Here is a 23,561-nt window from a genome sequence, read left to right on the forward strand (position 1 = left end):
GTAAAAAAGCCGTAATGTCTTAGGACAGTTCATACAGAGCCACTCGATTGTTGCACAGGTGCAACTAGCCAGTGCACCTTGCGGCTTGGATCCGATGCCTGGGTTCTGTATCATCCCGGCGCCATCAGACGATGGCCGAAGATGATTCATTTAAAGGACTTAGTATGAAAAAGCTGTTCAAGGCTACTGTAGCCGTTGCTGTCGTTTCGGGTGTTGCCATGCTGTCGGGTTGCACTGGTCAGGTTTACAACCAGCCAAAAAACTGCACCTACGACTACCTGTTCCACCCTTCGGTTTCCATCTCCAAGATCATCGGTGGCTGCGGCCCGATCGATAAACTGCCTCAGCAGCAGTAATCTTGGCGGTACCCTGATCGCGACGCTTGCGGCGTGATCCAAGGCCCCCGGTCATGTACATGGTCGGGGGTTTTTGTTTGTGGGCTCTTCAGATGAAGGTCTTGCCAGAAGGCCCGGCTCGCGGATACCAGTGCATTGAACGCTGCCTGGGCTCAGGCCCAGATATCACCGATGGTAAAGCCTTCGGGGAACGGGTCGTCGTGGTCGAGCACGAAGGTGTTCAGGCCGTAGATCCAGCTTTTGCCGGTGATGGTTGGTACCACGGCCTCGTTGCCGCCGATGCTGGTTTCATTGATCAGGCGGCCGGTGTAGATGTTGCCGAGCAGGCCCTGATGGCGGAAGTCCTGGTGCAATGGCAGCTCGCCCTTGGCGTGCAGGGTGGCCATCTTCGCCGAGGTGCCGGTACCGCACGGGGAGCGGTCCAGCGCCCCGGTCCAGGTGGCCGGGTCGTCCCACGAGAACTCGCCGCAGGTCATGGTCACCGCGTTCTTCCAGTCGGCGTTGGGGTCTTCGCTGGGGCCGGATAGCTGCGAGATGGTAATGCCGATGCCCGGGTAGTCGGGGTGTGCCACCGGCAGTTGCTCGATAGCCGCCTGGCGGATCATCGACGATACCCGGGCGATTTCGGCGCCGTGCTGCGGGATCAGTTGCAGGCCTTTGAACTGGCGCACATCGGCGATCACATAGAACATGCCGCCCCAGCCCACGTCCACGCGCACCTTGCCCAGGTGCGGTACGTCGATTTCGGTATCCAAGTGTGCGGCGAACGCCGGTACGTTCTGGAAGGTGACGGCCTTGACCTTGCCGCCCTCGCATCGGGCCTTGATGCGGATCAGCCCGGCCGGGGCCTCCAGCACCAGCTCGGTGAGCGGCTCCTGCATCGGCAGCATGCCCATCTCCAAAAGCACGGTGGCCACCGAGATGGTATTGCTGCCGGACATCACCGGGTACTCGATCTGCTCCATGATGATGTAGCCGGCGTCGGCCTTGGGGTGGCTTGGCGGGACGATGATGTTGCAGCAGTGCGCCGGATAGCCGCGCGGTTCACGCAGCATCAGCTTGCGCAACTGATCGTCGTTGGTTTCGAGCCATTTCATCTTGGCGTGTACGCTGTCACCGGGGATGTGCGGTACACCGCCTGTGATGACGCGCATGGGGATGCCGGCGTGGGTGTCGACGGCGTGGATGGTTCGTTTGAATGACATATGGGCGGCCCTGTTCTGATCGGATTGAGGCGGGGTCTGGAGCGCAGGATAAAAGCGGTAGGGCGGGGCTGTAAGTCGAATAATTCCGATCGGGTGACCGGTTTTTTGAATGGCATTTGCGCAGGCCTGTGCCGGCCCTTTCGCGGGCAAGCCCGCTCCCACACGGGCGCACAGGCCTGAGACAACCCGCCACCTTGACTCCCGGGCCGGCAATTTGTTTGTGCTGGCATTTAAGTTACAATCGGAAAAACGATTCAGCCTTGTCGGTCAATTCGACAAAAGGCCGAGTCGTTTTCTGGTTCTCTGGCTGCTGAACAATGATCAACAACAAGCCTGCGCTGCAGAACATGCTTTACCTGGGCCAGCCACAGGCCCGCCCTCTGTTCTCCTGACTGGAATCGATCAATGTTCAAGAAAGCTGGCAAGACCTTGCTGGGTCTGGCTGTCGCTGCAAGCGTCATGCAAGCGCACGCCGCAGAAACCAAGAAAGTAGATGTGCTGCTGGTCGGCGGCGGCATCATGAGCTCGACCCTGGCCGTGTGGCTGCACGAGCTGGAGCCAAGCTGGTCGATGGAAATGGTCGAACGCCTGGATGGCGTGGCCGAAGAAAGCTCCAACGGCTGGAACAACGCCGGTACCGGCCACTCCGCGCTGGCCGAGCTGAACTACACCCCGGAAGACAAGGACGGCAACGTCAACATCGCCAAGGCCATCGAAATCAACGAGGCCTTCCAGATCTCCCGCCAGTTCTGGTCGTGGCAGGTCCGCCAGGGCGTGCTGAAGAACCCGCACTCGTTCATCAACACCACGCCGCACATGAGCTTCGTGTGGGGCGATGACAACATCAAGTTCCTGAAGAAGCGTTACGACGCGCTGCAGGCCAGCCCGCTGTTCCGCCCGATGCAGTACTCCGAGGACCACGCGCAGATCGCCAAGTGGGTCCCGCTGATGATGGAAGGCCGCGACCCGAACCAGAAGCTGGCCGTGACCTGGACGCCAATCGGCACCGACGTCAACTTCGGCGAGATCACCCGCCAGTTCGTCGGCCACCTGAAAACCCAGGAAAACTTCGACCTGAAGCTGTCCAGCGAAGTGCAGGACATCACCCGCAACAAGGACGGCTCGTGGCACGTTGAGTACAAGAACCTGAAGGACGGTAGCGAATCGGCTACCGACGCCAAGTTCCTGTTCATCGGTGCTGGTGGCGGCGCGCTGAAGCTGCTGCAGAAGTCGGGCATTCCTGAAGCCAAGGAGTACGCAGGCTTCCCGGTAGGCGGCTCGTTCCTGGTGACCGAGAACCCGACCGTGGCCATGCAGCACATGGCCAAGGCCTACGGCATCGCCTCCACCGGTGCGCCACCCATGTCGGTTCCGCACCTGGACACCCGCGTGCTGGATGGCAAGCGCGTGATCCTGTTCGGCCCATTCGCCACCTTCTCGACCAAGTTCCTGAAGAACGGCTCGTACCTGGACCTGCTGAGCAGCACCACCACCCACAACGTGTGGCCGATGACCAAGGTCGGCATCGAGCAGTACCCGCTGGTGGAATACCTCGCTGGCCAGCTGATGCTGTCTGACGACGACCGCTTCGAAGCCCTGCGTACCTACTTCCCGAACGCCAAGAAGGAAGACTGGCGCCTGTGGCAGGCCGGCCAGCGCGTGCAGATCATCAAGCGTGATGCCGAGAAGGGCGGCGTGCTGAAGCTGGGCACCGAAGTGGTCGCTTCCGAAGACCGCACCATCGCCGGCCTGCTGGGTGCATCGCCAGGTGCTTCGACTGCGGCCCCGATCATGCTGAACGTGCTGGAAACCGTGTTCAAGGAGAAGGTCGCTACCCCAGAGTGGCAGGCCAAGATCAAGCAGATCGTGCCAAGCTACGGCACCAAGCTGAACGACTCGGCGGCAGCCACCCAGAAAGAGTGGAACTACACCGCTGAAGTGCTGCAGCTGGAGAAACCACCGGTAATCGACGAGAGCGTCGGCACTACGGTTGCACCTAGCCAGCCGGTTGAAAGCAAGCCTGAGAATGACATGGCACTGTAAACGGCCATTGTTGTGACAGAAGCCACGGGGGAGACCTCGTGGCTTTTTTGTTGCCTGTTCCGGCCCTTTCGCGGGTAAACCCGCTCCCACAGGGACCGCGCTGGCCACAGGCTTGGCGCTATCCCTGTGGGAGCGGGTTTACCCGCGAAGAGGCCAGCTCAGGAAACCACTGATCGGAAACCCAGCTCAGCCCCAATAAAAACATATTTTGATGCTTAAATTAATCTTGTCAGTCGATCCCCCTCCAGGAGGGTGCCGTCATGAACATCAAGATTGCCGCCTTACTGCTGCTCGCCCTGTGCGCCCAGCCGGCATGGAGCCAAAGCTACTCCTACTCCAGCGAAACCCCTGCCGCCAAACCTGCCGAATCTGCTGCAATGACCACGCGCATGGCCCTGCGCGACCTGTGGGTCGAGCACATCTTCTGGGTGCGCAACTATGCCGTGGCCAATCAAGCCGGCAATGCCAAGGAGGCCGAAGTCGCTGCCAAGGAAGTGGTCACCGACGCCACCAGGATCGCCAACAGTATTGCCCCGCTGTACGGCCAGCCTGCCGCCGATCAGTTGCTGAAGCTGCTGGCCGGCCACTGGGGCGCCATAAAGCACTACAGCGACGCCACCGTGGCCAAGGACAAAAAAGGCCAGCAAGCCGCGGTCAACGAGCTGACCAGCAATGCCAAGGCCATCGCCGCGTTTCTGGCCAAGGCCAACCCGAACCTGCCCGAGCCGACCCTGCTGACGCTGCTCAGCGCCCACGGCGGGCACCACGTGGCCCAGATCGACCAGTTGGCGGCCGCTGACTACGTAGGCGAAGCGCGCACCTGGGCGATGATGCGCGAGCATATTCTGACCCTGTCCGACGCCCTGGCTGCGGCGTTGGTCAAACAGTTCCCGGACAAATTCTGATGCTCGAAGGCCTGGGCCGTACCCAACAGGACCTGCTCCATGCGTTGCTGCTCCAGCCGGCCGGCATGAGCATCGACGACCTGGCGCAGGCCCTGGCAATCACCCGCACGGCGGTGCGCCAGCACCTGGCAGCGCTGGAGCGCGACGGCCTGGTCAAGCGTGGCGCTACCCGGCCCACCGGGCGCCGCCCGGAGCAGTTGCACGAGCTGACCGAACAGGCCCGCGAATTGTTCCCGCGGCAGTACCCGTTGCTGGCCAACCTGCTGATTGCGGAAGTGGCCGGCTTGCTGGGGCAGGAGGCGTTGCTGGCGCTGATGCGCCAGCTGGGGCGCAAGCTGGCGGCGGACCTGGAGCATCAAGTCGTGGATGAAGCACGCATCGTCGAGCACATGAACAATGCCGGGTACGAGGCGCAGGTGTTCTTCCGCTCGGGGGGCGAGCCGCAGATCGTTGCGCACAATTGCGTGTTCCATCACCTGGCCAAGGCGCACCCGGTGGTGTGCGAGCTGGACCTGGCGCTGATCGGGGCCTTGGGTGGGGCCGAGGTGAGCCATGAGGAGTGCATGCTCAGGGGAGGGCAGGTATGCCGGTTTGCCCTGGGCAAGAAAGAAGATTGATTTTGCCTGTTCTGGCCCTTTCGCGGGTAAACCCGCTCCCACAGAGATCGCACAGGTCTTGAAGACAGTGATTACCCTGTAGGAGCGGGTTTACCCGCGAAGAGGCCGGCACAGGAAAATCACTGCTGCCGCAGAATGCAGTCCAGCAGCCCGGGAAACCGCTCCCCCAGCATCTCGCTACGCAACGAATTCATATGGGTAGTCCCCACATTGCGGGTATGCACCAACCCCGCATCACGCAGCACGCGAAAATGGTGGGACATGCTCGACTTCGGCCGGCCACCGTCCAGCTCGCCGCAGCTGGCTTCGGCCACGCCCGCCAGGTGGCGCACGATACCCAGGCGCACCGGGTCGCTCAGGGCATAGAGCAGGCGTTCCAGGGTGAGGTCTTCAGAATTGGGATGTTGATAGGCTCGCATGGTCGTCATGATAACGGGGCTATCATTAATTGCCATAGTTCGATTATGATCGAACTATCGTAATCAGATAGCCCGGGAGCTTGCCCATGTCCGCTTTGTTCGAACCGTATACCCTCAAGGACGTCACCCTGCGCAACCGCATTGCCATTCCGCCGATGTGCCAGTACATGGCCGAGGACGGCATGATCAACGACTGGCACCACGTGCACCTGGCCGGCCTGGCCCGTGGCGGTGCAGGCCTGTTGGTGGTCGAGGCCACTGCCGTGGCACCGGAAGGGCGCATCACCCCCGGTTGCGCCGGCATCTGGAGCGATGCCCACGCCCAGGCTTTCGTGCCGGTGGTGCAGGCAATCAAGGCCGCCGGTTCCGTGCCGGGTATCCAGATTGCCCACGCCGGGCGCAAGGCCAGCGCCAACCGCCCGTGGGAGGGTGACGACCACATTGCCGCCGACGACGCTCGCGGCTGGGAAACCATTGCCCCGTCCGCCATCGCCTTCGGCGCGCACCTGCCACGAGTGCCGCGCGAGATGACCCTGGACGACATTGCCCGGGTCAAACAGGACTTCGTCGATGCCGCCCGCCGTGCGCGCGATGCCGGTTTCGAGTGGATCGAGTTGCACTTTGCCCATGGTTACCTGGGCCAGAGCTTCTTCTCCGAACACTCCAACAAGCGTACCGACGCTTACGGTGGCAGCTTCGACAACCGCAGCCGCTTCCTGCTGGAAACCCTGGCAGCGGTACGTGAGGTATGGCCAGAGAACCTGCCCCTGACCGCACGTTTTGGTGTGCTGGAGTACGACGGCCGGGATGAGCAGACGCTGGAAGAGTCGATCGAACTGGCGCGCCGTTTCAAGGCTGGCGGCCTCGACCTGCTGAGCGTGAGTGTCGGCTTCACCATTCCCGACACCAATATCCCGTGGGGCCCGGCGTTCATGGGGCCGATTGCCGAGCGCGTGCGTCGTGAGGCGAAGCTGCCGGTAACCTCGGCGTGGGGTTTTGGTACGCCGAAACTGGCGGAAGCAGCGCTGCAAGCCAATCAGCTGGACCTGGTATCGGTAGGGCGTGCGCACCTGGCAGACCCGCACTGGGCTTACTTTGCGGCCAAGGAGTTGGGGGTGGAGAAAGCCTCCTGGACCTTGCCTGCACCGTATGCGCACTGGCTCGAGCGTTATCGCTGAGGCATGAAGGGGGCTGCTTTGCAGCCCATTCGCGGGTAAACCCGCTCCCACAGGATCTCCACTGCCCTCAAGGCCTGCGCGATCCCTGTGGGAGCGGGTTCACCCGCGAAGAGGCCAGCACAGGCTAAAACCGGTCCAACCGGTAAGCCGCCATATCAGCCCCACTCTCCCTGTCAGCCAACCGCCCCACCCATTCCGCTGTCACCGCCGCCTGGGTCAAACCCAGGTGCTGATGCCCGAACGCCAACAAAACCCGCCCATCACATACCCGGTCGATCACCGGTAACGAATCTGGCAATGAAGGCCGGAAGCCCATCCAGGGCGTCGCTCCCTCAACACTCAGGTCCCTCCTGAACAACCCTTTGCTCAACCGGTGCAACTGCCAAGCCCGCTGCATGCTCGGCGGCGCGTCCAGCCCGGCGAACTCCACCGTGCCGGCCAGGCGCAGGCCCTCGGCCATGGGCGTCATGATGAACTTGCGCTCCAGCGATGTGACTGCAAACGGCAAACGCTGATGCTCGCCAGGCAACATCAGGTGGTAGCCGCGCTCGGTGTCCAGCGGCACCTGCTTGCCGGTCAGTGTGGCGGTCAACCGCGCGGAATGCGCACCACAACTGATCAGCACCTGGCGGGCATCGAGCGTGCCCTGATCGCTGGCCAGCCTGACCCCGCCGCTGTGCAGCCGCCCGCCATCGACCTGCGCCTGGACAAAGCGCACGCCACTGGCCTTGGCCGCTTCGAACAATTCGCACACCACCCGGTAGGGGTCGATGAAGTGCCCGGTTCGCGGGAAGAACAGCCCACCCTGCAACGACGGGCTCAGTTGCGGCGCCGCCTCGCGCACGGTGTCGGCCGACCAGAAGTCCACCGCCACCGCCTGCTGTTGCATGCGTGCGCGCAAGGCCTCCAGGGCCTGGCGCGACTCTGGCCGCTCGAATACCAGCAACGAGCCATCTTCCTGAAACAGTTCGCCGCGCCCGATCGAGCCTAGCAGCCGCTGCCAGGCACCCAGGCTGCCTTCGTTCAACGAGCGGATGCCGGCCACGCTGCGCTGGAACGGGCCAGGGCGCAGGTTGAGCAGCAGGCGGGTGAACCACGGCATGGCCTTGGGCAGGTACTTCCAGTCCAGGCGCAACGGGCCCATCGGGTCCAGCAACATGCGCGGCAGGCGTTTGAGAATCGACAGGTCGGCAATCGGGAATACCTGCTCGGTGGCCAGGTGCCCGGCGTTGCCGTAGGACGCGCCTCGACCGGGTGCCTGGCGGTCGACCAGGGTTACCCGGCGGCCTTGGCGGGCCAGTTGCAGGGCACAGGTGACGCCGACTATGCCGGCGCCGACCACGGCGATATCGGTTTCAGCGCTTTCGACCATGCTCAGCCTTCCCGTTTACCGTCGAGCAGGCGCCGAAGCTGCAGCGGGTTGCCGTGTTTCAGTGCCTGCGGCAGCAGGGCATCGGGGAAGTCCTGGTAGCACACCGGGCGCAGGAAGCGCAGGATCGCCGCCGTGCCGACCGAAGTGGTGCGGGCATCGGAGGTGGCCGGGAACGGCCCGCCGTGGACCATCGCGTCGCATACCTCTACACCGGTCGGCCAGCCATTGACCAGGATGCGGCCAGCCTTGCGCTCAAGGGTCGGCAGCAGGGCGCGGGCGCTGTCGATGTCGGCATCGTCCAGTTGCAGGGTGGCGGTCAGTTGGCCTTCCAGATGCTCGGCCACCTGGCGCACTTGCTCATCGTTGGCGCAGGCCACCACCAGCGACGCCGCGCCGAAGACTTCGGCCTGCAACGCCGGGTCGGCGAGGAACGCTTCGGCCTGGGTCACGAACAGCTGCGCCTGGCACTGGTTGGGGCCTTGCCCGGCCTGGCCACTGGCGGCGGCCTGGGCATTGGCGTTTGCGGCCAGGGCGCCGACACCGGCCTGGTAGGCACTGAAAATGCCTGGGGTAAGCATGGTCTGCGCCGCAGCCTGGCGCACGTGTTCGCTGGCGGCGTCGATGAAACGCTGCAACGCCGGCCCTTGACGGGCAATCACCAGGCCGGGGTTGGTGCAGAACTGGCCGGCACCCTGGGTCAGCGAGGCGACGAAGCCTTGTGCCAGTGCCTCGGCGCGGGTCTGCAGGGCGGTGTCGAACAGGAACACCGGGTTGATCGAGCTCATTTCGGCGTACACCGGGATTGGCTCTGGGCGGGCCTGGGCCGCCTGGCACAGCGCAATGCCACCGCTGCGCGAGCCGGTAAAGCCAACGGCCTTGATGCGCGGGTCGCTGACCAGCGCAATGCCCACTTCACGACCGGAACCGTACAACAACGAAAACATTCCGGCCGGCAAGCCGCACTGCTTCACGGCCTTTGCCACTGCCTGGCCGACCAGCTCGCTGGTGCCCGGGTGGGCGCCGTGGGCCTTGACCACCACCGGGCAACCGGCGGCCAGGGCCGAGGCGGTGTCGCCACCGGCCACCGAGAAGGCCAATGGGAAATTGCTGGCGCCGAATACCGCCACTGGCCCCAGGGCCACCTGGCGCTGGCGCAGGTCGGCACGCGGCAGGGGCTGGCGCTCAGGCAGAGCATTGTCGACCCGCACGTCCAGCCATTCGCCAGCCCGCACCACACGTGCGAAAGTGCGCAACTGGGTGCAGGTGCGGCCACGTTCGCCCTGGATGCGCGCCTTTGGCAGGCCGCTTTCGGCCACGGCGCGATCGATCAGGGCATCACCCAGCGCTTCGATCTGCGTGGCGATGGTTTCGAGGAATTGTGCCCGTTGCTCGAGCGAGGTTTCGCGGTAGGCATCGAACGCCGCCCAGGCCAGGGCGCAGGCCTGGGCCACGTGTTCGCCGGTGCCGCCGAGGTAGGCCGGTTCCAGTGTCTGGCCGGTGGCCGGGTCGATGCCACGGATGGCTTCGCGGCTGCCGGTTACCGGCGTCTGGCCGATCAGCAGGTTGCCTGTGAGGGTCATGGAGCCTCCTTTGGAATCAATATCAAGAGAGAGCGCGGCCTTTGTAGGAGCGGGTTTACCCGCGAAGCAGGCGACTCGGTGCCTGGCACCGGCTTCGCCGGTGTTCGCGGGTGAACCCGCTCCCACAGGGGCTGCGGCTCGGCCTGGAATCAGGTGATCAGGCCAGGTTCTGCTCAGCCGACCAGCTGGCGTACCAGCTGCGGAACAGCGCGTACTGCTGCTCGGCATAGTTGCGCTGGGCGTCGGTCAGCACGTCGGTCTCGTTGAAGTGCAGGCTGTATTCGCTGTCACCGTTCAGCACCATCAGGTGCTTGTAGTAGAGCACCAGGTCGCAGCCTTCATCGAACGACGACAGCACCGCCAGCGCCGCCTCCAGTTCACGCGCCAGGCGGCGGGCCTTGGCATCACCTTTGGCCGCCTGTTTGCTCAGGCTCACCAGGTGCAGCACCTCACGCGGCAGGGCGTTGCCGATGCCGGTGATGGCACCGGTGGCGTTGCAGTTGACGAAACCATGTACCACCTGGGTGTCGACGCCGACCATCAGGGTCACGTCGTCATCCTTGGAGGTGATGTGTTCGGCGGCGTAGCGCAGGTCGGCGCCACCGCCGAACTCCTTGAAACCGATCAGGTTGGGGAACTCGCTGCGCAGTTCGAAGAACAGGTCGGCGCGGGTGGCGAAGCCATAGTAGGGGCTGTTGTAGATCACCGCCGGCAGCTTCGGTGCGGCTGCCAGGATGGCCGAGAAGTGGTGCTTCTGGGCAATCAGCGAGGCACCGCGGCTAAGCACGCGAGGGATGACCATGAGGCCGGCGGCACCAACCTTGGCCGCGTGGGCGGCGTGAGATACTGCTTCACGGGTGTTCACCGCGCCGGTACCGACGATGGTCGGGATGCCGGCGGCCACCAGGCGCGCCACGCCTTCCTGGCGCTCTGCTTCGGTCAGCAGCGGCCAGTCGCCCATCGAGCCGCAGTACACCACGGCGCTCATGCCGGCCTCGATCAGTTCGCGGCCCTTGCGTACCAAGGCGTCGAAGTCCGGCTTGCGCTCGGCGGTGCAGGGGGTCATCAGGGCGGGCATGGTGCCGGTGAAGATGTTGTTGGTCATTGTTGTCACTCCTCGCGATATTCGTTTTTTTGGAAATAGCCGGGGTCAGATGCCCCAGGCGAACGGGTCCTGTTCGTCGATCAGCAGGGTGCTGTCGGCGGTCATGTAGGCGCGGCCGGTGATGAACGGGCGAATGCGTTCGCCGTCGCGCTCGTAGCGGCCCTGGAACTGGCTGCCGGTGATACTGGCCTGTACCCAGGTCTGGCCTTCGTCGAGCTTGCCGTCGGCGGCCAGGCAGGCCAGCTTGGCGCTGGTGCCCGTGCCGCAGGGCGAGCGGTCGTAGGCCTTGCCGGGGCACATCACGAAGTTGCGGCTGTCGGCGTTGGCGTCGTCGGCGAACAGTTCGACGTGGTCGATGGGGGCACCGTTTTCACCGGTGATGCCCTGGGCTTCGAGGGCCTTGAGCATCGCCCAGGTGTATTCGGTCAGCGCCTCGCGGTTGCCCAGCTCGATGCGCTGGCCGTGTTCGGAGACGAGGAAAAACCAGTTGCCACCCCAGGCGATGTCGCCGCGCACCGGACCATGGCCGGGCACGTCCACCAGCACTTGCTGGCGGTAGCGGTAGGACGGCACGTTGCCGACGGTTATGGCGCCGTCTTCATGCAGGGTGGCGCTGACCTGGCCGACCGGGGTATCGATCTTGTGCACGCCCGGTGCGATCAGGCCCAGGTGCTGCAGCGAGGCGACCAGGCCGATGGTGCCGTGCCCGCACATGTTCAGGTAGCCAGCGTTGTTGAAGAAGATCACCCCGCACGTGGCGTCGGCCGATACCGGTGGGCAGTACAGCGCACCGACCAGCACGTCGTTGCCACGTGGTTCCAGCAGGCAGGCGCGGCGCCACTGGTCGTGCAGCTCTCGCAGTTCATCGCGCTGCTCGGCCATGCTGCGGCCATGCAGTTGCGGGAAGCCTTTCATCACCAGGCGGGTTGGTTCCCCGCCGGTGTGCGAGTCGATGACGTGAACGTGTTTCATGGGCATATCCATTCGAGAGTGGGTCAGGAGGCGACGGCGGCAGGGCGCTGGCCTGGGTAGCTTTCGGAGGAGGCTTCGCTTTCATCCTCGCCCTCAAGGCGCACCAGGTGGGCAGGCACGCCGGTGGCCGCGCCCCAGTAGTAGATGCCCAGCGCACAAGCGGCCACGACCACGGTGTCGAACGGGTGGCCGAGTACTCCCAGGCCGCCGAAGCTGCCCAGCCACGACAGCAGGATGGTCACCGCGTAGAAGCCGATCAGCCACGCCGACGAGCGCACTTGCTGGGCCAGCGACAGGTGCTGGGTCGGCACGAAGCGGCCGCACAGCAGGTACAGCACGAACATCACGATCTGCAGGGCCAGCAGCCACGACACGGTCTTCCAGCCCGACCAGTACACGATCAGCGCGGCGATGATGAATGACAGCGGGCCGAGCACGCCCATGCCCTTGACCCGGAACGGGCGCGGCATGTCGGGGGCGTTGCGGCGCAGGGCGGCGACGGTGACCGGGGCCACGGCGTAGCTCAGTACAAGGGCGGCGGAAACCACGTTGATCAGCGCTTCCCAGGACGGGAACGGCAGGGTCCAGAACACCGACAGGCCAAAGGTCAGCCACAGCGCCGGGCGCGGGATGCCGGACTCGGCGTCGATACGGGTGAAGTACTTGAAGAAGGTGCCGGTCTGCGCCCAGCCATAGACCACGCGCGGGGTGGCGTTCATGTAGATGTTGCCGCAGCCGCTGGGCGAGATCACCGCGTCGGCCACCACCAGATAGGCCAGCCAGCCCACACCCAAAGCCAGGGCAATGTCGCGGTAGGGCAGGGCCAGTTCCTTGGTCACTGCGGCCCAGCCGTTGCTCAGCATTTCGGTCGGCACGCTGCCGAGGAAGGCCAGTTGCAGCAGGGCGTAGATCGCGGTGGACAGCAGTACCGAGAGGATCAGCGCGATGGGGATGGTGCGTTGCGGGTTCTTCACCTCGCTGGCCACCGAAATGATCGGCGTCAGGCCCAGGTAGGCGAAGATGATGCCACCGGCCGATACCGCCATTTCAACGCCGGACAGACCGAACGGGGCAAAGCCTTGAACCTCGAAGTTTTCCGGTTTGAAGAAGGTGAACAGCACGCCGATCACCAGCAGCGGCACGATGAACTTGAACACACTGACCAGGTTGTTGGCCTTGGCGAAGGTTTTCACGCTGCGGTAGTTGAGGAAGAAGAACAGCCCCAGCAGGGCGAACTGTACCAGCCAGCCGAGCACGGTCGGGTCGCTGGAGCCGGCCTTGGTCAGCCCGGGGAACCAGGCGGCGGCGTATTGACGCGAAGCGACCACTTCGATGGCGATCAGGCTGGAAAAGGCGATCAGGGTGATAAAGCCCATCAAGTAGCCCAGCAGCGGGCCGTGGGAGTACACCGGGTAGCGCACCACGCCCCCGGCACGCGGCAGGGCAGCGCCCAGTTCGCAATAGACGATGCCCAGCAACAGTACGGCGAAGCCGCCAAGGAACCAGGACAGGATGCCGGCCGGGCCGGCGATGGCCGAGACGTGGCTGGCGGCGAACAGCCAGCCGGAGCCGAAGATGGCACCTAGGCCGATGAAGGTGAGGTCCAGCAATGACAACTGTTTTTTGAATTTGCCTGACATGGGTTCGCCTTTTTGTTGGTTATTGGATAGGCAGGTCTGATGTCAAGAGATGCGGCTTTTTGGGCCGCGCTCTTGTAGGACTTGGGGCGGCTTGCGTGGGGCATAGAGTGGACCGATCGGGGCGGCGGTTCTTGATGGTTTTCTGCAGGGGGGATGACGAAATCAGCACAGTTGCGAAAAAGCAGTGGTAGGAGGGAAGGGTGGTGGATAGGCTGTAAGCCTTAACACATAAGGGTTGTAGACATTTACTTGCTGTGCCGGCCTCTTCGCGGGTAAACCCGCTCCTACAGGTATCTCCGCAGCTTCGAGGGCTGCGCAGTACCTGTAGGAGCGGGTTTACCCGCGAAGAGGCCGGCACAGCAAACCGAGAGAGAGCAGATGACCGACACTCCCCTGGCAACCCTGTACCAGTCACTCGACCAGCACCGCCCCGCCAACCTCGAGGCCCTGCTCGCCGGTGTATCCCTGCTGCTGCCGATCCTCGACGCCATCCCCAACGCCGCGATCTTCATCAAGGACCCGGCCGCCCGCTATGTGCTGGCCAACAACACCCTGGTCCAGCGCTGTGGCCTCAAGCGCCTGCAACCGCTGCTGGGCAAGACCAGCGCCGAAGTGTTCCCGGCACAGCTGGGCCCCGGCTACACCGAGCAGGACCGTCGCGTTCTCAAGGAGGGTTTGGTGCTGGAAGACCAACTGGAGCTGCATCTTTACGGCAGCCGCGAGCCTGGCTGGTGCCTGACCCACAAGCGCCCGCTGTACAACCGTGCCGGCGAGATCATCGGCCTGGTCGGCATCTCGGTCGACTTGCAGTCAGCCGCCGACAGCCACCCCGCCTACCAGCGCCTGGCGGCGGTGGACGAGCATATCCGTCGGCATTTCCACCAGCCGATCAGCATGGGCGAGCTGACCCGTATCGCTGGCATTTCCGTGGCCCAGCTGGAGCGCTACTGCAAGCGGGTGTTCCACCTCACGCCACGGCAGATGATCCACAAGGCACGCCTGGAGCACGCCCACCGTTTGCTGCATTCGGAACTGCCGATCACTGAAGTGGCGATGTGCTGCGGCTATACCGACCACAGCGCCTTCAGCCGCCAGTTCAAGCAACTGACCGGCTTCACCCCGCGCCAGTACCGCCAGGCAACCAGCGCTCAGTTGGCCTGAAACAGCACCCGCGCCTCATCGAAGCACTGCTCGGCAATTGCCGAACGCGGTTCGCTGCGGCGCAGCAGCAGGCCGACCGGGCTGTGGATGGCGGCGTCGGCCACCGGCAGGATGCGCAGGTGCTCGCTCAGGTCTTCCAGGCCGCAGTCCAGTGGCATGACCGCACAGCACATGCCGGTGTTGATGGCCTGGATCAGCTGGAAGCTCGAGTCGCTTTCCAGTACCGCATTCGGCTCCAGGCCACGGCTGCGAAAACTCAGGTCCAGCGACTGGCGGTAGTGCATGCCCTTGCTCAGCAGGCCCAGCGGAATGTCGCCCAGCTCGTCCCAGCGCAGGGTGTCGCTGGCGAACTGGAAGTGCCGGGTATCGTGCAGCAGGCCCATGGTGGTGGTGCCCAGTTCGATCACTTCGAAGAAGCTGGTGTTGACCTGGTCCAGGTAGCAGATGCCCAGGTCGAGCTGGTTGCGGCTTAGCCCGTCGATGACCTGTTCCGAGCTGAGCGAGCTGATCTGGAAGTGCAGTTCGGGGTATTTTTCACGCAGCGGCAGCAGCAGGTGCATGGGGTTGAAGCTGGCCAGCGGCACCGTGCCCAGGCGCAGGCTGCCGACCACCTGGCCGCGGCAACTGGCGGCTTCGGCCTGCAAGCCATCGTGCGCGGCGAGCAGGGTACGGGCCCAGGCCAGGATTCGCTCGCCCGCTTCGGTGAAACCTTCGAAGCGCTGGCCGCGCTTGACCAGTACCAGGTCCAGCTCGTCCTCCAGGTTGCGCAGGCGCATGGACAGCGTCGGCTGGGTGATATGGCACAGCGCCGCCGCCTGGCCGAAGTGGCGGGTCTGGTCGAGGGCGATGAGGAATTTGAGCTGCTTGATGTCCATGGAGGTGCCTGGTATCGGGTTATGCAGACCTTAACCCACGTCTGCGATAGATGTCATTGATGAGTCGGTACGCCATATCGATTGGACGCCCCCAGGCCATGCCTCTAGCGTGGCGGCAATGCCACTCGAGGAGCCCCACCGTGCGCGTCCAACCCGATGCGGTCTTCGTACCGCTCAACATCGCCGTGCTGACAGTCAGCGATACCCGTACCTACGACAACGACACTTCCGGTGAGCTGCTGGCCAGCCGCTCGGTGGAGATCGGCCACCGCCTGGTGGCGCGGGCGTTGCTCAAGGACGACCTTTACAAGATCCGCGCCCAGGTCGCCACCTGGATTGCCGACGAACAGGTGCAGGTGGTGCTGATCACCGGCGGTACCGGTTTTACCGGGCGTGACAGCACGCCGGAAGCGGTCGAGTGCCTGCTGGACAAGCGCATCGATGGCTTTGGCGAACTGTTCCGGGCCCTGTCGATTCTCGATATCGGCACCTCGACCGTGCAGAGCCGGGCGCTGGCCGGGCTGTCCAACCGCACGTTGGTGTGCTGCCTGCCGGGCTCCACCGGGGCCTGCCGTACGGCGTGGGAGGGCATCCTGGCGGAGCAGCTGGATGCGCGGCACCGGCCGTGCAACTTCGTCAAGCACCTGAAACCGATCGAGGCCTGTGCAAGCCGGGGCTGAGTTTTCTCCTGTACCGGCCTCTTCGCGGGTAAACCCGCTCCCACAGGTATCGCGCAGGGTTCGAAACCTGTGGGGCCCTGTAGGAGCGGGTTTACCCGCGAAAGGGCCGGCACAGGCCACTGCATTCAGTCAGCTCAATACATGGTCCACCGGCAACAACGCCGGCGGTAGCTGTTGTTCCCCCAACCCCGCCAGCACATCGCGCTCCACGGTCCGCACCATGGCATCGGTCGGCAGATCGTTCTCATCGCGCCCGAACGGGTCTTCCAGTTCGTTGCCAATCGCATCCAGCCCGAAGAACGTGTACCCCACGATGGTGGTGAACAGCGGCGCCAGCCAGCCCAGCGGCTCGGCCAGGGCAAACGGTAGCAACAGGCAGAAGATGTAGATGGTGCGGTGCAGCAGCAGCGTGTAGGGGAACGGCAACGGCGTGCCCTTGATCCGCTCGCAGGTAGCCTGCACTTCGGTCAGCCCCACCAGCCGCTGCTCCAGCAGGCTGTAGCGCCAGTCACTGATCTGCTGCTGTGTTGCCAGCCGCGAGCAGTGCCCGCCGATTTCGCGCAGGATGGCGTCGCACACGTTGTGCGGGCTGATTGCATCGGGCCGGGCCAGCCAGGGCCGGGCGGCGGCCAGTTCGTCCTCGCTGCGCAGCCGAGCATTCAGCGCATGGGCAAAGCCGCACAGGCTGCGCAACAGTTCGGCACGCAGGGTTTCGTCGGTAATCACCAGGCTTTCGCGCACGAACGAACGGGTTTCGATGATCAGCTTGCCCCAGGCCTTGCGCCCCTCCCACCAGCGGTCATAGCAGGCGTTGTTGCGAAAACTCATGAAAATCGACAGTGACAGGCCCAGCAAGGTGAACGGGGTGGCGCTGACCGGGTAGAAAAACGCCGGGAAATGCCGCTCGACCAACACGATCAGCGCGGCCAGCAGGGTGATCGTCAGGCAACGCAGGGCGATGCGCTTGACGATCGAACCCTTGAGGGTGAACAGCACACGCAGCACATCGGGGGTGGGGTGGACGATCATGGAAATCCAGAGACGGCTGCCTAGCCGCCGGTCATGTTCATGAAACGCAGGATCTGCACGTCGCCACCGACTTCGAAATGATGGCGGTAGGGCTTGAGGTGCAAGGAATCACGAATGGCCTTTTCCAGGCGTTCGGGGTTGCCGGGGTGGGCGCGCAGAACCTGCTTCAGGTCCACCGAGTGTTCATTGCCCAGGCACAGCAGCAGGCGGCCTTCGACGGTGAGTCGCACGCGGTTGCAGGTGGCGCAGAAGTTGTGGCTGTGTGGCGAAATGAAGCCGACCCGAGTATTGGCGGCTTCGGCCAGGCGCCAGTAGCGGGCGGGGCCCTGGGACGACTCGGTCGATTCGACAAATGTGAACTGCTCGGCCAGCAGCGCACGTACTTCGTCACTGGAGCAGAACGACTCGCCGCGTTCATGTTCGCTGATCACGCCCAAGGGCATTTCTTCGATGAAGGTGATGTCCAGTTCGCGGTCGATGGCAAAGCGCACCAGGTCGACCAGTTCGTGGTCGTTGCGGCCTTTGAGGACTACGCAGTTGAGCTTGGTGCGCTTGAAACCGGCCTGGCGGGCGGCGTCGATGCCGGCGATCACCTGGTGCAGGTCGCCGGTGCGGGTCAGTTGCTTGAAGCGCTCGGCGTCCAGGCTGTCGAGGCTGATGTTCAGGCGCGTGACACCTGCGTCGAACAGCGGCTGGGCCAGGCGCCCGAGTTGCGAGCCGTTGCTGGTCAGGCACAACTCGCGCAGGCCGGGCAGGGCGGCGATGCGCCCGCACAGGTCGACGATGCCCTGGCGCACCAGCGGCTCGCCGCCGGTCAGGCGGATCTTGCGGGTGCCAAGGGCGACGAAGCGCTCGGCCACCTGGAGCAGTTCCTCAAGGCTGAGGATTTGCTGGCGCGGCAGGAACTGCATGTCTTCGGCCATGCAGTACACGCAACGGAAGTCGCAGCGGTCGGTGACCGACATCCGCAGGTAGTCGATTTTCCGGTTGAAGCCGTCGATCAGGGCCCGGCTGTTCTGTTCCACGTTCGCGCTCGAATGGGTAGGGACTCAATCCAAGCTATAACTTGGGCGCAGGGCCGTCAAATTGCTTTGTCCGACCGATTGATCGATGGTCTCTATCATGGCTGCAGGTCACGTATTTCAAAGTGTTGACCGCGTCGCCCAATTCGCGGGTAAACCCGCTCCCACAGGTAAAGCGCAGGGCTCGAAACCTGTGGGGGCCCTGTGGGAGCGGGTTCACCCGCGAAGGCCGTGGCGCGGTTCCAGCCCATGATCGAAACCGCCTATCACCCCGTAAGATCTTTCGATTGGACGGCTCTACCCCACGCTCCATAGGCTGAAAAAAAGCATCGAAGCGTGAGGATTCACCGCATGAGCCAGGACCAACATATCAGGGACTACAAAGGCGCCGCCGCCGGCTGGGGGGCGCTCAAGAGCGTGACCAAGAGCTGGCTGGGCAGCGACAATGCCTTCAAGAACCTGCGGGCCATGCTCAAGACCAACCAGAACGGCGGCTTCGACTGCCCCGGCTGCGCCTGGGGCGAGTCGCCGGAAAACGACATGGTCAAGTTCTGCGAGAACGGCGCCAAGGCGGTCAACTGGGAAGCCACCGGCCGCTCGGTGGACCCGGCATTCTTCGCCAGGTACAGCGTCAGTGCGCTGGCCGAGCAGACCGACTACTGGCTGGAGTACCAGGGCCGCCTGACCCACCCGATGCGCTACGACGCGGCCACCGACCACTATGTCGAAACCAGCTGGGAAGAAGCCTTTGCGCTGGTTGCGCAACACTTGCGCGCACTCGAATCGCCCGACCAGGCCGAGTTCTACACCTCGGGCCGGGCCAGCAACGAGGCGGCGTTCCTCTACCAGCTGTTCGTCCGCGCCTACGGCACCAACAACTTCCCCGACTGCTCGAACATGTGCCATGAAGCCAGCGGCGTGGGCATGTCGGAAACCCTCGGCGTGGGCAAGGGCACCGTGGTGTTCCACGACCTGGAACTGGCCGATGCCATCTTCGTCATCGGTCAGAACCCCGGCACCAACCACCCGCGGATGCTCGAACCGCTGCGTGAAGCGGTGAAGCGTGGTGCCCAGGTGGTCTGCTTCAACCCGCTCAAGGAGCGCGGCCTGGAGCGCTTCCAGCACCCGCAGCACCCGTTCGAGATGCTCAGCAATGGCTCCGAACCAACCAATACGGCCTACTTCCGCCCGGCCCTGGGCGGTGACATGGCAGTGATGCGTGGCATTGCCAAGTACCTGCTGCAGTGGGAACGCGAAGCCCAGGCCAATGGCGAACCGGCGGTGTTCGACCATGCCTTCATCGCCGAGCACACCAGTGGCATCGACGCATACCTGGAAACCGTGGATGCCACGCCCTGGGCGCACATCGTCGAGCAATCGGGCCTGACCCAGGCCGAGATCGAACTGGCCGCGCGCATGTACCGCAAGGCCGAACGGGTAATCATGTGCTGGGCCATGGGCGTCACCCAGCACCGCCACTCGGTGCCGACCGTTCAGGAAATCGTCAACCTGCAGCTGCTGCGCGGTAACGTCGGCAAGCCCGGTGCCGGCCTGTCACCGGTGCGCGGCCACAGCAACGTGCAGGGCGACCGCACCATGGGCATCGACGAGAAGCCCGGGGCGGCCCTGCTCGATGCCATCGAAGAACGCTTCCGGTTCCGCGTGCCGCGTGCCCACGGGCACAACGCCGTGCTGGCGATCAAGGCCATGGAAGAGGGGCGGGCCAAGGTGTTCATCGGCCTGGGTGGCAACTTTGCCCAGGCCACGCCGGATACGCCGCGCACCCATGCGGCCATGCGCAATTGCGCGCTGACCGTGCAGATTTCCACCAAGCTCAACCGCTCGCACCTGGTCACCGGCCGCGATGCGTTGATCCTGCCGTGCCTGGGCCGTACCGAAATCGACATGCAGGCCAGCGGGCCGCAAGGCGTGACCGTGGAGGACACCTTCAGCATGGTGCACATCTCCCACGGCCAGCTGCGCCCGCGCTCGCCGCACCTGCGCTCGGAGCCGTGGATCATCGCCGGCATGGCCCAGGCGACCTTGGGCAAACAGCCGATCGACTGGGAATACGCAGTTGCCGACTATGGCCGTATCCGCAGCATGATTGCCGATGTGATACCCGGCTTTACCGATTTCAACGAGCGCCTGCAGCACCCAGGTGGTTTCCACCTGGGCAACAATGCCGCCGACCGTACCTGGCGCACGGCCACAGGTAAGGCGCGCTTCAGCCCGCACCGGCTGCCGGAGCAACTGGTGAATGCCAAGGTGCTGGCGCGCGGTGACAAGCCCGACCTGATCCTGCAGACCCTGCGCTCGCACGACCAGTACAACACCACCCTGTATGGCCTGGACGACCGTTATCGCGGGGTGTTCGGCCTGCGTGAAGTGGTGTTCGTCAACGAGGTGGACATCCGCCGGATGGGCTTCGAGCCGGGCGAACATGTGGACCTGGTGTCGCTGTGGGAGGATGGCGTGGAGCGGCGCGTCTCGGGCTTCCGCCTGGTGGCGTATGACGTGCCCGAGGGGCAGGCGGCGGCCTATTACCCGGAGACCAACCCGCTGGTGCCGCTGGAAAGCTATGGCGAGGGGACCTATACCCCGACCTCGAAGTTCGTGGCGATCAAGGTCGAGAAGGCCAAGGCGGGGAACCGGATTGCGGCGGTGCTGGCCGCGGATTGATCGGTTGCCTGTGCTGGCCTCTTCGCGGGCTTGCCCGCTCCCACAGGAGTACCACAGGTGCTGAAAACTGTGGGGTCCCTGTGGGAGCGGGCAAGCCCGCGAAGAATCCAGCACCGATCAGGAACGGTTCACCGGGTAAGCCGTGGTGTACTTCATCTGCTCCATGGCAAAACTGGAAGTGATGTTCGACAGCCCGTCAGTACTGGTGATCAGCTTTTTATAAAACCGGTCATACGCCGCAATGTCCCCAACCACCACCCGCAGCATGTAATCCCAGTCCCCCGACATGCGGTAGAACTCCATCACTTCCTCGAACCCGGTCACGGTCGCGGCAAACTGCTCCAGCCAGGCGCTGTCGTGGCGCTGGGTCTTGAGCTGGACGAACACCGTCAGCCCCAGCCCCAGCCGTTCCGGGTCGAGCAGGGCGACACGGCCGACAATGTAGCCGTCTTCTTCCAGGCGCCTGACCCGCTTCCAGCACGGCGTGGTGGAGAGGTTGACGGCCTCGGCCAGGTCCTTGAGCGAGATCGAGGCGTCGCGCTGAAGCAGGGTGAGAATGTGCTGGTCGAAGCTGTCCATATCGCGCGTGGGCCGTGGAGAAAAATATTTCACAGATTACCCCAAGGCTAGAAGATTTGGGTTGTGCGATAGTGGCGACTTTCACTCTGCCAATGGGCCTGACCATGTCCGACAAGCCGCGCAATTTCGCCACCCGTACCATTCACGCCGGTGAGCAGTTCAGCGTCGCCGATAACGCTATTTTCCCGGCGATCGTCACCGCCAGCTCGTTCACCAAGCGCAGCCTGGACGACAAACCGGAATACTCCTACAGCCGCGTCGGCAACCCCACCCGGCATGCCTATGAAACCTGTGTCGCCGCCCTGGAAGAGGGCGTTGGCGCGGTCGCCTGCGCCTCGGGCGTGAACGCCACCGCCACCGTGCTGGAGCTGCTGCCCAAGGATGCCCATGTGGTGGTGATGAACGGCGTGTACGGCGGTACCTTCCGCATCATGGAAGACTACCGCAGCCGCACCTCGGGCCTGACCACCACCTACGTCGACCTCAACGACCTCGAGGCGGTGGCCGCCGCCATCAAGCCGGAAACCCAGCTGATCTGGATCGAATCGCCGACCAACCCGTTGCTGCACCTGGTCGACATCAAGGCGGTGTGCGACCTGGCCAAGGCACGGGGCATCCTCACTTGCATCGACAACACCTTCTGCTCGCCGTGGAATCAGCGCCCGATCACCCTGGGCGTGGACCTGGTGATGCACTCGGCCAGCAAGTACATCGGCGGCCACTCCGACCTCACCGGTGGCGTGGTCGTAGCTGCCAATGATGCGCTGTTGGCGCGCCTGCGCCGCATCAGCATGGCGATTGGCGCGGTGCAGGGGCCGTTCGACTGCTACCTGGCCCTGCGCGGTCTGAAGACCCTGGATGTGCGCATGGAGCGCCAGTGTGCCAATGCCCTGCAGGTGGCACGCTTCCTCGAAAGCCACGCGCAGATCGAGCAGGTGTATTACCCGGGGCTGGAAAGCCACCCGCAACATGAGTTGTGCAAACGGCAGATGCGCAGTGGCGGGGCGGTAGTGGCGATGAAGGTCAAGGGCGACCGGGTCGCGCTAAACCGCCTGGTGGAGGCGCTGCAGATCTTCGTGCTGGCCGACTCGCTGGGCGGGGTGGAAAGCATGATCAACCACTCCTGGAGCATGTCGCACTGCTCGCTGAGCCCGGAGCAGAAGGGCGTGATGGGCATCAGCGAAAACCTGCTGCGGTTGTCGGTGGGGATCGAGGATTACCGGGACCTGGTCGAGGACCTGGATGGGGCATTGAAGGCTGCGGCTGCTATGTGAGGGCTGCTGGCCTCTTCGCGGGTGAACCCGCTCCCACAGGTATTGCGCTGCCTTCAGGTTTGGCGCTGTACTTGTAGGAGCGGGCAAGCCCGCGAAGAGGCCGGTGGATTCAATGAATTCCTGTCAGGATTTGGGCGGATGAATGATCCGTTCGATCTTGTCCTTGATCAGCAAGCGCTCCTTGCGCAGGCGGTTGACGGTTTCGTCGTTGGTGCCGTTGCCTTCGGCAGCGACCACCTCTTTGTCTTTTGCGTTGTATTCCTTGTGCAGTGAGTGCAGCGTCTGGTCCTTGTCCATGAGCGCCTGGAATGCATCAGCGGTAACGTGCAGGTCAGCGAGCAGATCATGCGGAACTGGCATTTCTTCACCTCTGTCGGGGGTTGGCGGATGGTTCTGACCTTTGAGGATAGTCGTCTTTGCGCAGGTAGGGGACTGGGGTAGGCTGTCGCATCTCCCCCGTGACCCGGAACCTGCGCCATGCCTCACCTGAACCTCGAATACAGCGACAACCTGAGTGAGCTGAATGTCGACGTCCTGCTGCTGCGCCTGAACCATGCCCTGGTCGGCAGTGGCCAGTTCGCCGACGAGGCCGATATCAAAAGCCGCGCCGAAGCCTTCGAGCACTATCGAGTGGGCACTGCGCCCGGCGAGCGTGCCTTTGCCCATGTGCGCCTGGCCATCCTCAGCGGGCGCTCGCCCGAGGTGAAGAAGCAACTGTCCGGCAGCCTGCTGGATGTGCTGCGTGAGGCCATCCCCAAGCAACCTGGGCTGGACATCCAGCTGTGCGTGGAAGTGCTGGACATCGACCGCGAGCCGTATGCCAAGGCACGCCTGCCAGGCTGAACAAGCGCTGAATGAACTTCTTTT

Annotated in this window: 22 protein-coding genes; 10 read left to right on the forward strand and 12 right to left on the reverse strand. The window is 63.9% G+C overall.

Going from position 1 to position 23,561, the window contains the following annotated elements:
* Nucleotides 1–164: 164 nt before the first annotated feature.
* Nucleotides 165–356, forward strand: a complete 192-nt coding sequence (locus tag MJ643_RS19890; RefSeq protein ID WP_208209521.1) for a DUF4223 family protein — start codon at nt 165–167, stop codon at nt 354–356.
* 152 nt (nt 357–508) lie between these two features.
* On the opposite strand, the gene MJ643_RS19895 is transcribed toward MJ643_RS19890, so the two are convergent.
* Nucleotides 509–1,561: a proline racemase family protein gene (locus MJ643_RS19895; protein ID WP_013973788.1), complete on the reverse strand. Its 1,053-nt coding sequence runs from the start codon at nt 1,559–1,561 to the stop codon at nt 509–511.
* A 405-nt stretch (nt 1,562–1,966) separates the two neighbouring features.
* On the opposite strand from MJ643_RS19895, the gene mqo reads away from it, so the two are divergent.
* The 3 genes from mqo (at nt 1,967) to MJ643_RS19910 (ending at nt 5,126) form a co-directional block, all read left to right on the forward strand.
* Nucleotides 1,967–3,604 (forward strand): malate dehydrogenase (quinone), encoded by a 1,638-nt coding sequence (gene mqo, locus MJ643_RS19900; RefSeq protein WP_013973787.1) that lies wholly within the window; start codon nt 1,967–1,969, stop codon nt 3,602–3,604.
* Between the two features lie 260 nt (nt 3,605–3,864).
* Nucleotides 3,865–4,509, forward strand: coding sequence for a hypothetical protein (locus tag MJ643_RS19905; RefSeq protein WP_013973786.1), 645 nt, complete (start codon nt 3,865–3,867; stop codon nt 4,507–4,509).
* Nucleotides 4,509–5,126 carry a MarR family transcriptional regulator gene (locus tag MJ643_RS19910; RefSeq protein ID WP_013973785.1) on the forward strand — a complete coding sequence of 206 codons (618 nt, stop codon included), beginning with the start codon at nt 4,509–4,511 and terminating at the stop codon, nt 5,124–5,126. The genes MJ643_RS19905 and MJ643_RS19910 overlap by 1 nt, the downstream gene beginning before the upstream one ends.
* Before the next feature lie 119 nt (nt 5,127–5,245).
* On the opposite strand, the gene MJ643_RS19915 is transcribed toward MJ643_RS19910, so the two are convergent.
* Nucleotides 5,246–5,581 carry a helix-turn-helix domain-containing protein gene (locus tag MJ643_RS19915; protein WP_003259528.1) on the reverse strand — a complete coding sequence of 112 codons (336 nt, stop codon included), beginning with the start codon at nt 5,579–5,581 and terminating at the stop codon, nt 5,246–5,248.
* A 50-nt stretch (nt 5,582–5,631) separates the two neighbouring features.
* On the opposite strand from MJ643_RS19915, the gene xenA reads away from it, so the two are divergent.
* Nucleotides 5,632–6,723 carry a xenobiotic reductase XenA gene (gene xenA, locus MJ643_RS19920; protein ID WP_024087583.1) on the forward strand — a complete coding sequence of 364 codons (1,092 nt, stop codon included), beginning with the start codon at nt 5,632–5,634 and terminating at the stop codon, nt 6,721–6,723.
* 124 nt (nt 6,724–6,847) lie between these two features.
* On the opposite strand, the gene MJ643_RS19925 is transcribed toward xenA, so the two are convergent.
* From MJ643_RS19925 to MJ643_RS19945, 5 genes are all read right to left on the reverse strand, one after another.
* Nucleotides 6,848–8,095 carry an FAD-dependent oxidoreductase gene (locus MJ643_RS19925; protein WP_013973782.1) on the reverse strand — a complete coding sequence of 416 codons (1,248 nt, stop codon included), beginning with the start codon at nt 8,093–8,095 and terminating at the stop codon, nt 6,848–6,850.
* Between the two features lie 2 nt (nt 8,096–8,097).
* A complete protein-coding gene (locus tag MJ643_RS19930; RefSeq protein ID WP_208209697.1) occupies nt 8,098–9,675 on the reverse strand; it encodes an aldehyde dehydrogenase (NADP(+)) in 1,578 nt (525 codons plus the stop codon).
* Nucleotides 9,676–9,832: 157 nt separating this feature from the next.
* On the reverse strand, nt 9,833–10,780 hold the full coding sequence (locus MJ643_RS19935; RefSeq protein ID WP_013973780.1) for a dihydrodipicolinate synthase family protein: 948 nt from the start codon (nt 10,778–10,780) through the stop codon (nt 9,833–9,835).
* Between the two features lie 45 nt (nt 10,781–10,825).
* Complete coding sequence (locus MJ643_RS19940) at nt 10,826–11,752, reverse strand: 4-hydroxyproline epimerase (RefSeq protein WP_024087580.1); 927 nt, start codon at nt 11,750–11,752, stop codon at nt 10,826–10,828.
* 23 nt (nt 11,753–11,775) lie between these two features.
* Complete coding sequence (locus tag MJ643_RS19945; protein WP_013973778.1) at nt 11,776–13,392, reverse strand: APC family permease; 1,617 nt, start codon at nt 13,390–13,392, stop codon at nt 11,776–11,778.
* Nucleotides 13,393–13,770: 378 nt separating this feature from the next.
* On the opposite strand from MJ643_RS19945, the gene MJ643_RS19950 reads away from it, so the two are divergent.
* The gene (locus tag MJ643_RS19950; RefSeq protein WP_013973777.1) at nt 13,771–14,553 is read left to right on the forward strand and encodes an AraC family transcriptional regulator; all 783 of its coding nucleotides are present in this window, start codon (nt 13,771–13,773) and stop codon (nt 14,551–14,553) included.
* Here MJ643_RS19950 and MJ643_RS19955 read toward each other — a convergent pair.
* Nucleotides 14,541–15,428 carry a LysR family transcriptional regulator gene (locus MJ643_RS19955; protein ID WP_013973776.1) on the reverse strand — a complete coding sequence of 296 codons (888 nt, stop codon included), beginning with the start codon at nt 15,426–15,428 and terminating at the stop codon, nt 14,541–14,543. The two genes, MJ643_RS19950 and MJ643_RS19955, sit on opposite strands and share 13 nt — an antisense overlap.
* Before the next feature lie 140 nt (nt 15,429–15,568).
* On the opposite strand from MJ643_RS19955, the gene moaB reads away from it, so the two are divergent.
* A complete protein-coding gene (moaB, locus tag MJ643_RS19960) occupies nt 15,569–16,108 on the forward strand; it encodes a molybdenum cofactor biosynthesis protein B (RefSeq protein WP_003259533.1) in 540 nt (179 codons plus the stop codon).
* Between the two features lie 129 nt (nt 16,109–16,237).
* Here moaB and MJ643_RS19965 read toward each other — a convergent pair whose 3' ends face one another.
* Both MJ643_RS19965 and moaA read right to left on the reverse strand, forming a co-directional pair.
* Nucleotides 16,238–17,137 carry a bestrophin family protein gene (locus MJ643_RS19965; RefSeq protein ID WP_013973775.1) on the reverse strand — a complete coding sequence of 300 codons (900 nt, stop codon included), beginning with the start codon at nt 17,135–17,137 and terminating at the stop codon, nt 16,238–16,240.
* Nucleotides 17,138–17,157: 20 nt separating this feature from the next.
* Nucleotides 17,158–18,162 carry a GTP 3',8-cyclase MoaA gene (gene moaA, locus MJ643_RS19970; RefSeq protein ID WP_013973774.1) on the reverse strand — a complete coding sequence of 335 codons (1,005 nt, stop codon included), beginning with the start codon at nt 18,160–18,162 and terminating at the stop codon, nt 17,158–17,160.
* 348 nt (nt 18,163–18,510) lie between these two features.
* On the opposite strand from moaA, the gene MJ643_RS19975 reads away from it, so the two are divergent.
* Nucleotides 18,511–20,841 carry an FdhF/YdeP family oxidoreductase gene (locus MJ643_RS19975; RefSeq protein ID WP_024087579.1) on the forward strand — a complete coding sequence of 777 codons (2,331 nt, stop codon included), beginning with the start codon at nt 18,511–18,513 and terminating at the stop codon, nt 20,839–20,841.
* Nucleotides 20,842–20,958: 117 nt separating this feature from the next.
* Here the strand turns inward: MJ643_RS19975 and MJ643_RS19980 are convergent, their stop codons facing one another.
* Complete coding sequence (locus tag MJ643_RS19980) at nt 20,959–21,420, reverse strand: Lrp/AsnC family transcriptional regulator (protein WP_013973772.1); 462 nt, start codon at nt 21,418–21,420, stop codon at nt 20,959–20,961.
* A 92-nt stretch (nt 21,421–21,512) separates the two neighbouring features.
* Between MJ643_RS19980 and MJ643_RS19985 the strand changes: the two genes are divergently transcribed.
* A complete protein-coding gene (locus tag MJ643_RS19985) occupies nt 21,513–22,694 on the forward strand; it encodes an aminotransferase class I/II-fold pyridoxal phosphate-dependent enzyme (protein WP_013973771.1) in 1,182 nt (393 codons plus the stop codon).
* Between the two features lie 123 nt (nt 22,695–22,817).
* Here MJ643_RS19985 and MJ643_RS19990 read toward each other — a convergent pair whose 3' ends face one another.
* Entirely contained in the window at nt 22,818–23,054 is a 237-nt protein-coding gene (locus MJ643_RS19990; RefSeq protein WP_003259536.1) for a YdcH family protein, read from the reverse strand.
* A 117-nt stretch (nt 23,055–23,171) separates the two neighbouring features.
* Between MJ643_RS19990 and MJ643_RS19995 the strand changes: the two genes are divergently transcribed.
* A complete protein-coding gene (locus MJ643_RS19995; protein ID WP_024087577.1) occupies nt 23,172–23,537 on the forward strand; it encodes a 5-carboxymethyl-2-hydroxymuconate Delta-isomerase in 366 nt (121 codons plus the stop codon).
* Nucleotides 23,538–23,561 lie beyond the last annotated feature (24 nt).

The organism is Pseudomonas sp. PNPG3, from assembly GCF_023093815.1.
GTDB classification, from domain to species: domain Bacteria; phylum Pseudomonadota; class Gammaproteobacteria; order Pseudomonadales; family Pseudomonadaceae; genus Aquipseudomonas; species Aquipseudomonas asiatica.

Coding starts and splice junctions, on each gene's coding strand:
- MJ643_RS19890 (WP_208209521.1), top strand. CDS start 165: ATGAAAAAGCTGTTCAAGGCTACTGTAGCCGTTGCTGTCGTTTCGGGT.
- MJ643_RS19895 (WP_013973788.1), bottom strand. CDS start 1,561: ATGTCATTCAAACGAACCATCCACGCCGTCGACACCCACGCCGGCATC.
- mqo (WP_013973787.1), top strand. CDS start 1,967: ATGTTCAAGAAAGCTGGCAAGACCTTGCTGGGTCTGGCTGTCGCTGCA.
- MJ643_RS19905 (WP_013973786.1), top strand. CDS start 3,865: ATGAACATCAAGATTGCCGCCTTACTGCTGCTCGCCCTGTGCGCCCAG.
- MJ643_RS19910 (WP_013973785.1), top strand. CDS start 4,509: ATGCTCGAAGGCCTGGGCCGTACCCAACAGGACCTGCTCCATGCGTTG.
- MJ643_RS19915 (WP_003259528.1), bottom strand. CDS start 5,581: ATGGCAATTAATGATAGCCCCGTTATCATGACGACCATGCGAGCCTAT.
- xenA (WP_024087583.1), top strand. CDS start 5,632: ATGTCCGCTTTGTTCGAACCGTATACCCTCAAGGACGTCACCCTGCGC.
- MJ643_RS19925 (WP_013973782.1), bottom strand. CDS start 8,095: ATGGTCGAAAGCGCTGAAACCGATATCGCCGTGGTCGGCGCCGGCATA.
- MJ643_RS19930 (WP_208209697.1), bottom strand. CDS start 9,675: ATGACCCTCACAGGCAACCTGCTGATCGGCCAGACGCCGGTAACCGGC.
- MJ643_RS19935 (WP_013973780.1), bottom strand. CDS start 10,780: ATGACCAACAACATCTTCACCGGCACCATGCCCGCCCTGATGACCCCC.
- MJ643_RS19940 (WP_024087580.1), bottom strand. CDS start 11,752: ATGAAACACGTTCACGTCATCGACTCGCACACCGGCGGGGAACCAACC.
- MJ643_RS19945 (WP_013973778.1), bottom strand. CDS start 13,392: ATGTCAGGCAAATTCAAAAAACAGTTGTCATTGCTGGACCTCACCTTC.
- MJ643_RS19950 (WP_013973777.1), top strand. CDS start 13,771: ATGACCGACACTCCCCTGGCAACCCTGTACCAGTCACTCGACCAGCAC.
- MJ643_RS19955 (WP_013973776.1), bottom strand. CDS start 15,428: ATGGACATCAAGCAGCTCAAATTCCTCATCGCCCTCGACCAGACCCGC.
- MJ643_RS19965 (WP_013973775.1), bottom strand. CDS start 17,137: ATGATCGTCCACCCCACCCCCGATGTGCTGCGTGTGCTGTTCACCCTC.
- MJ643_RS19975 (WP_024087579.1), top strand. CDS start 18,511: ATGAGCCAGGACCAACATATCAGGGACTACAAAGGCGCCGCCGCCGGC.
- MJ643_RS19980 (WP_013973772.1), bottom strand. CDS start 21,420: ATGGACAGCTTCGACCAGCACATTCTCACCCTGCTTCAGCGCGACGCC.
- MJ643_RS19985 (WP_013973771.1), top strand. CDS start 21,513: ATGGGCCTGACCATGTCCGACAAGCCGCGCAATTTCGCCACCCGTACC.
- MJ643_RS19990 (WP_003259536.1), bottom strand. CDS start 23,054: ATGCCAGTTCCGCATGATCTGCTCGCTGACCTGCACGTTACCGCTGAT.
- MJ643_RS19995 (WP_024087577.1), top strand. CDS start 23,172: ATGCCTCACCTGAACCTCGAATACAGCGACAACCTGAGTGAGCTGAAT.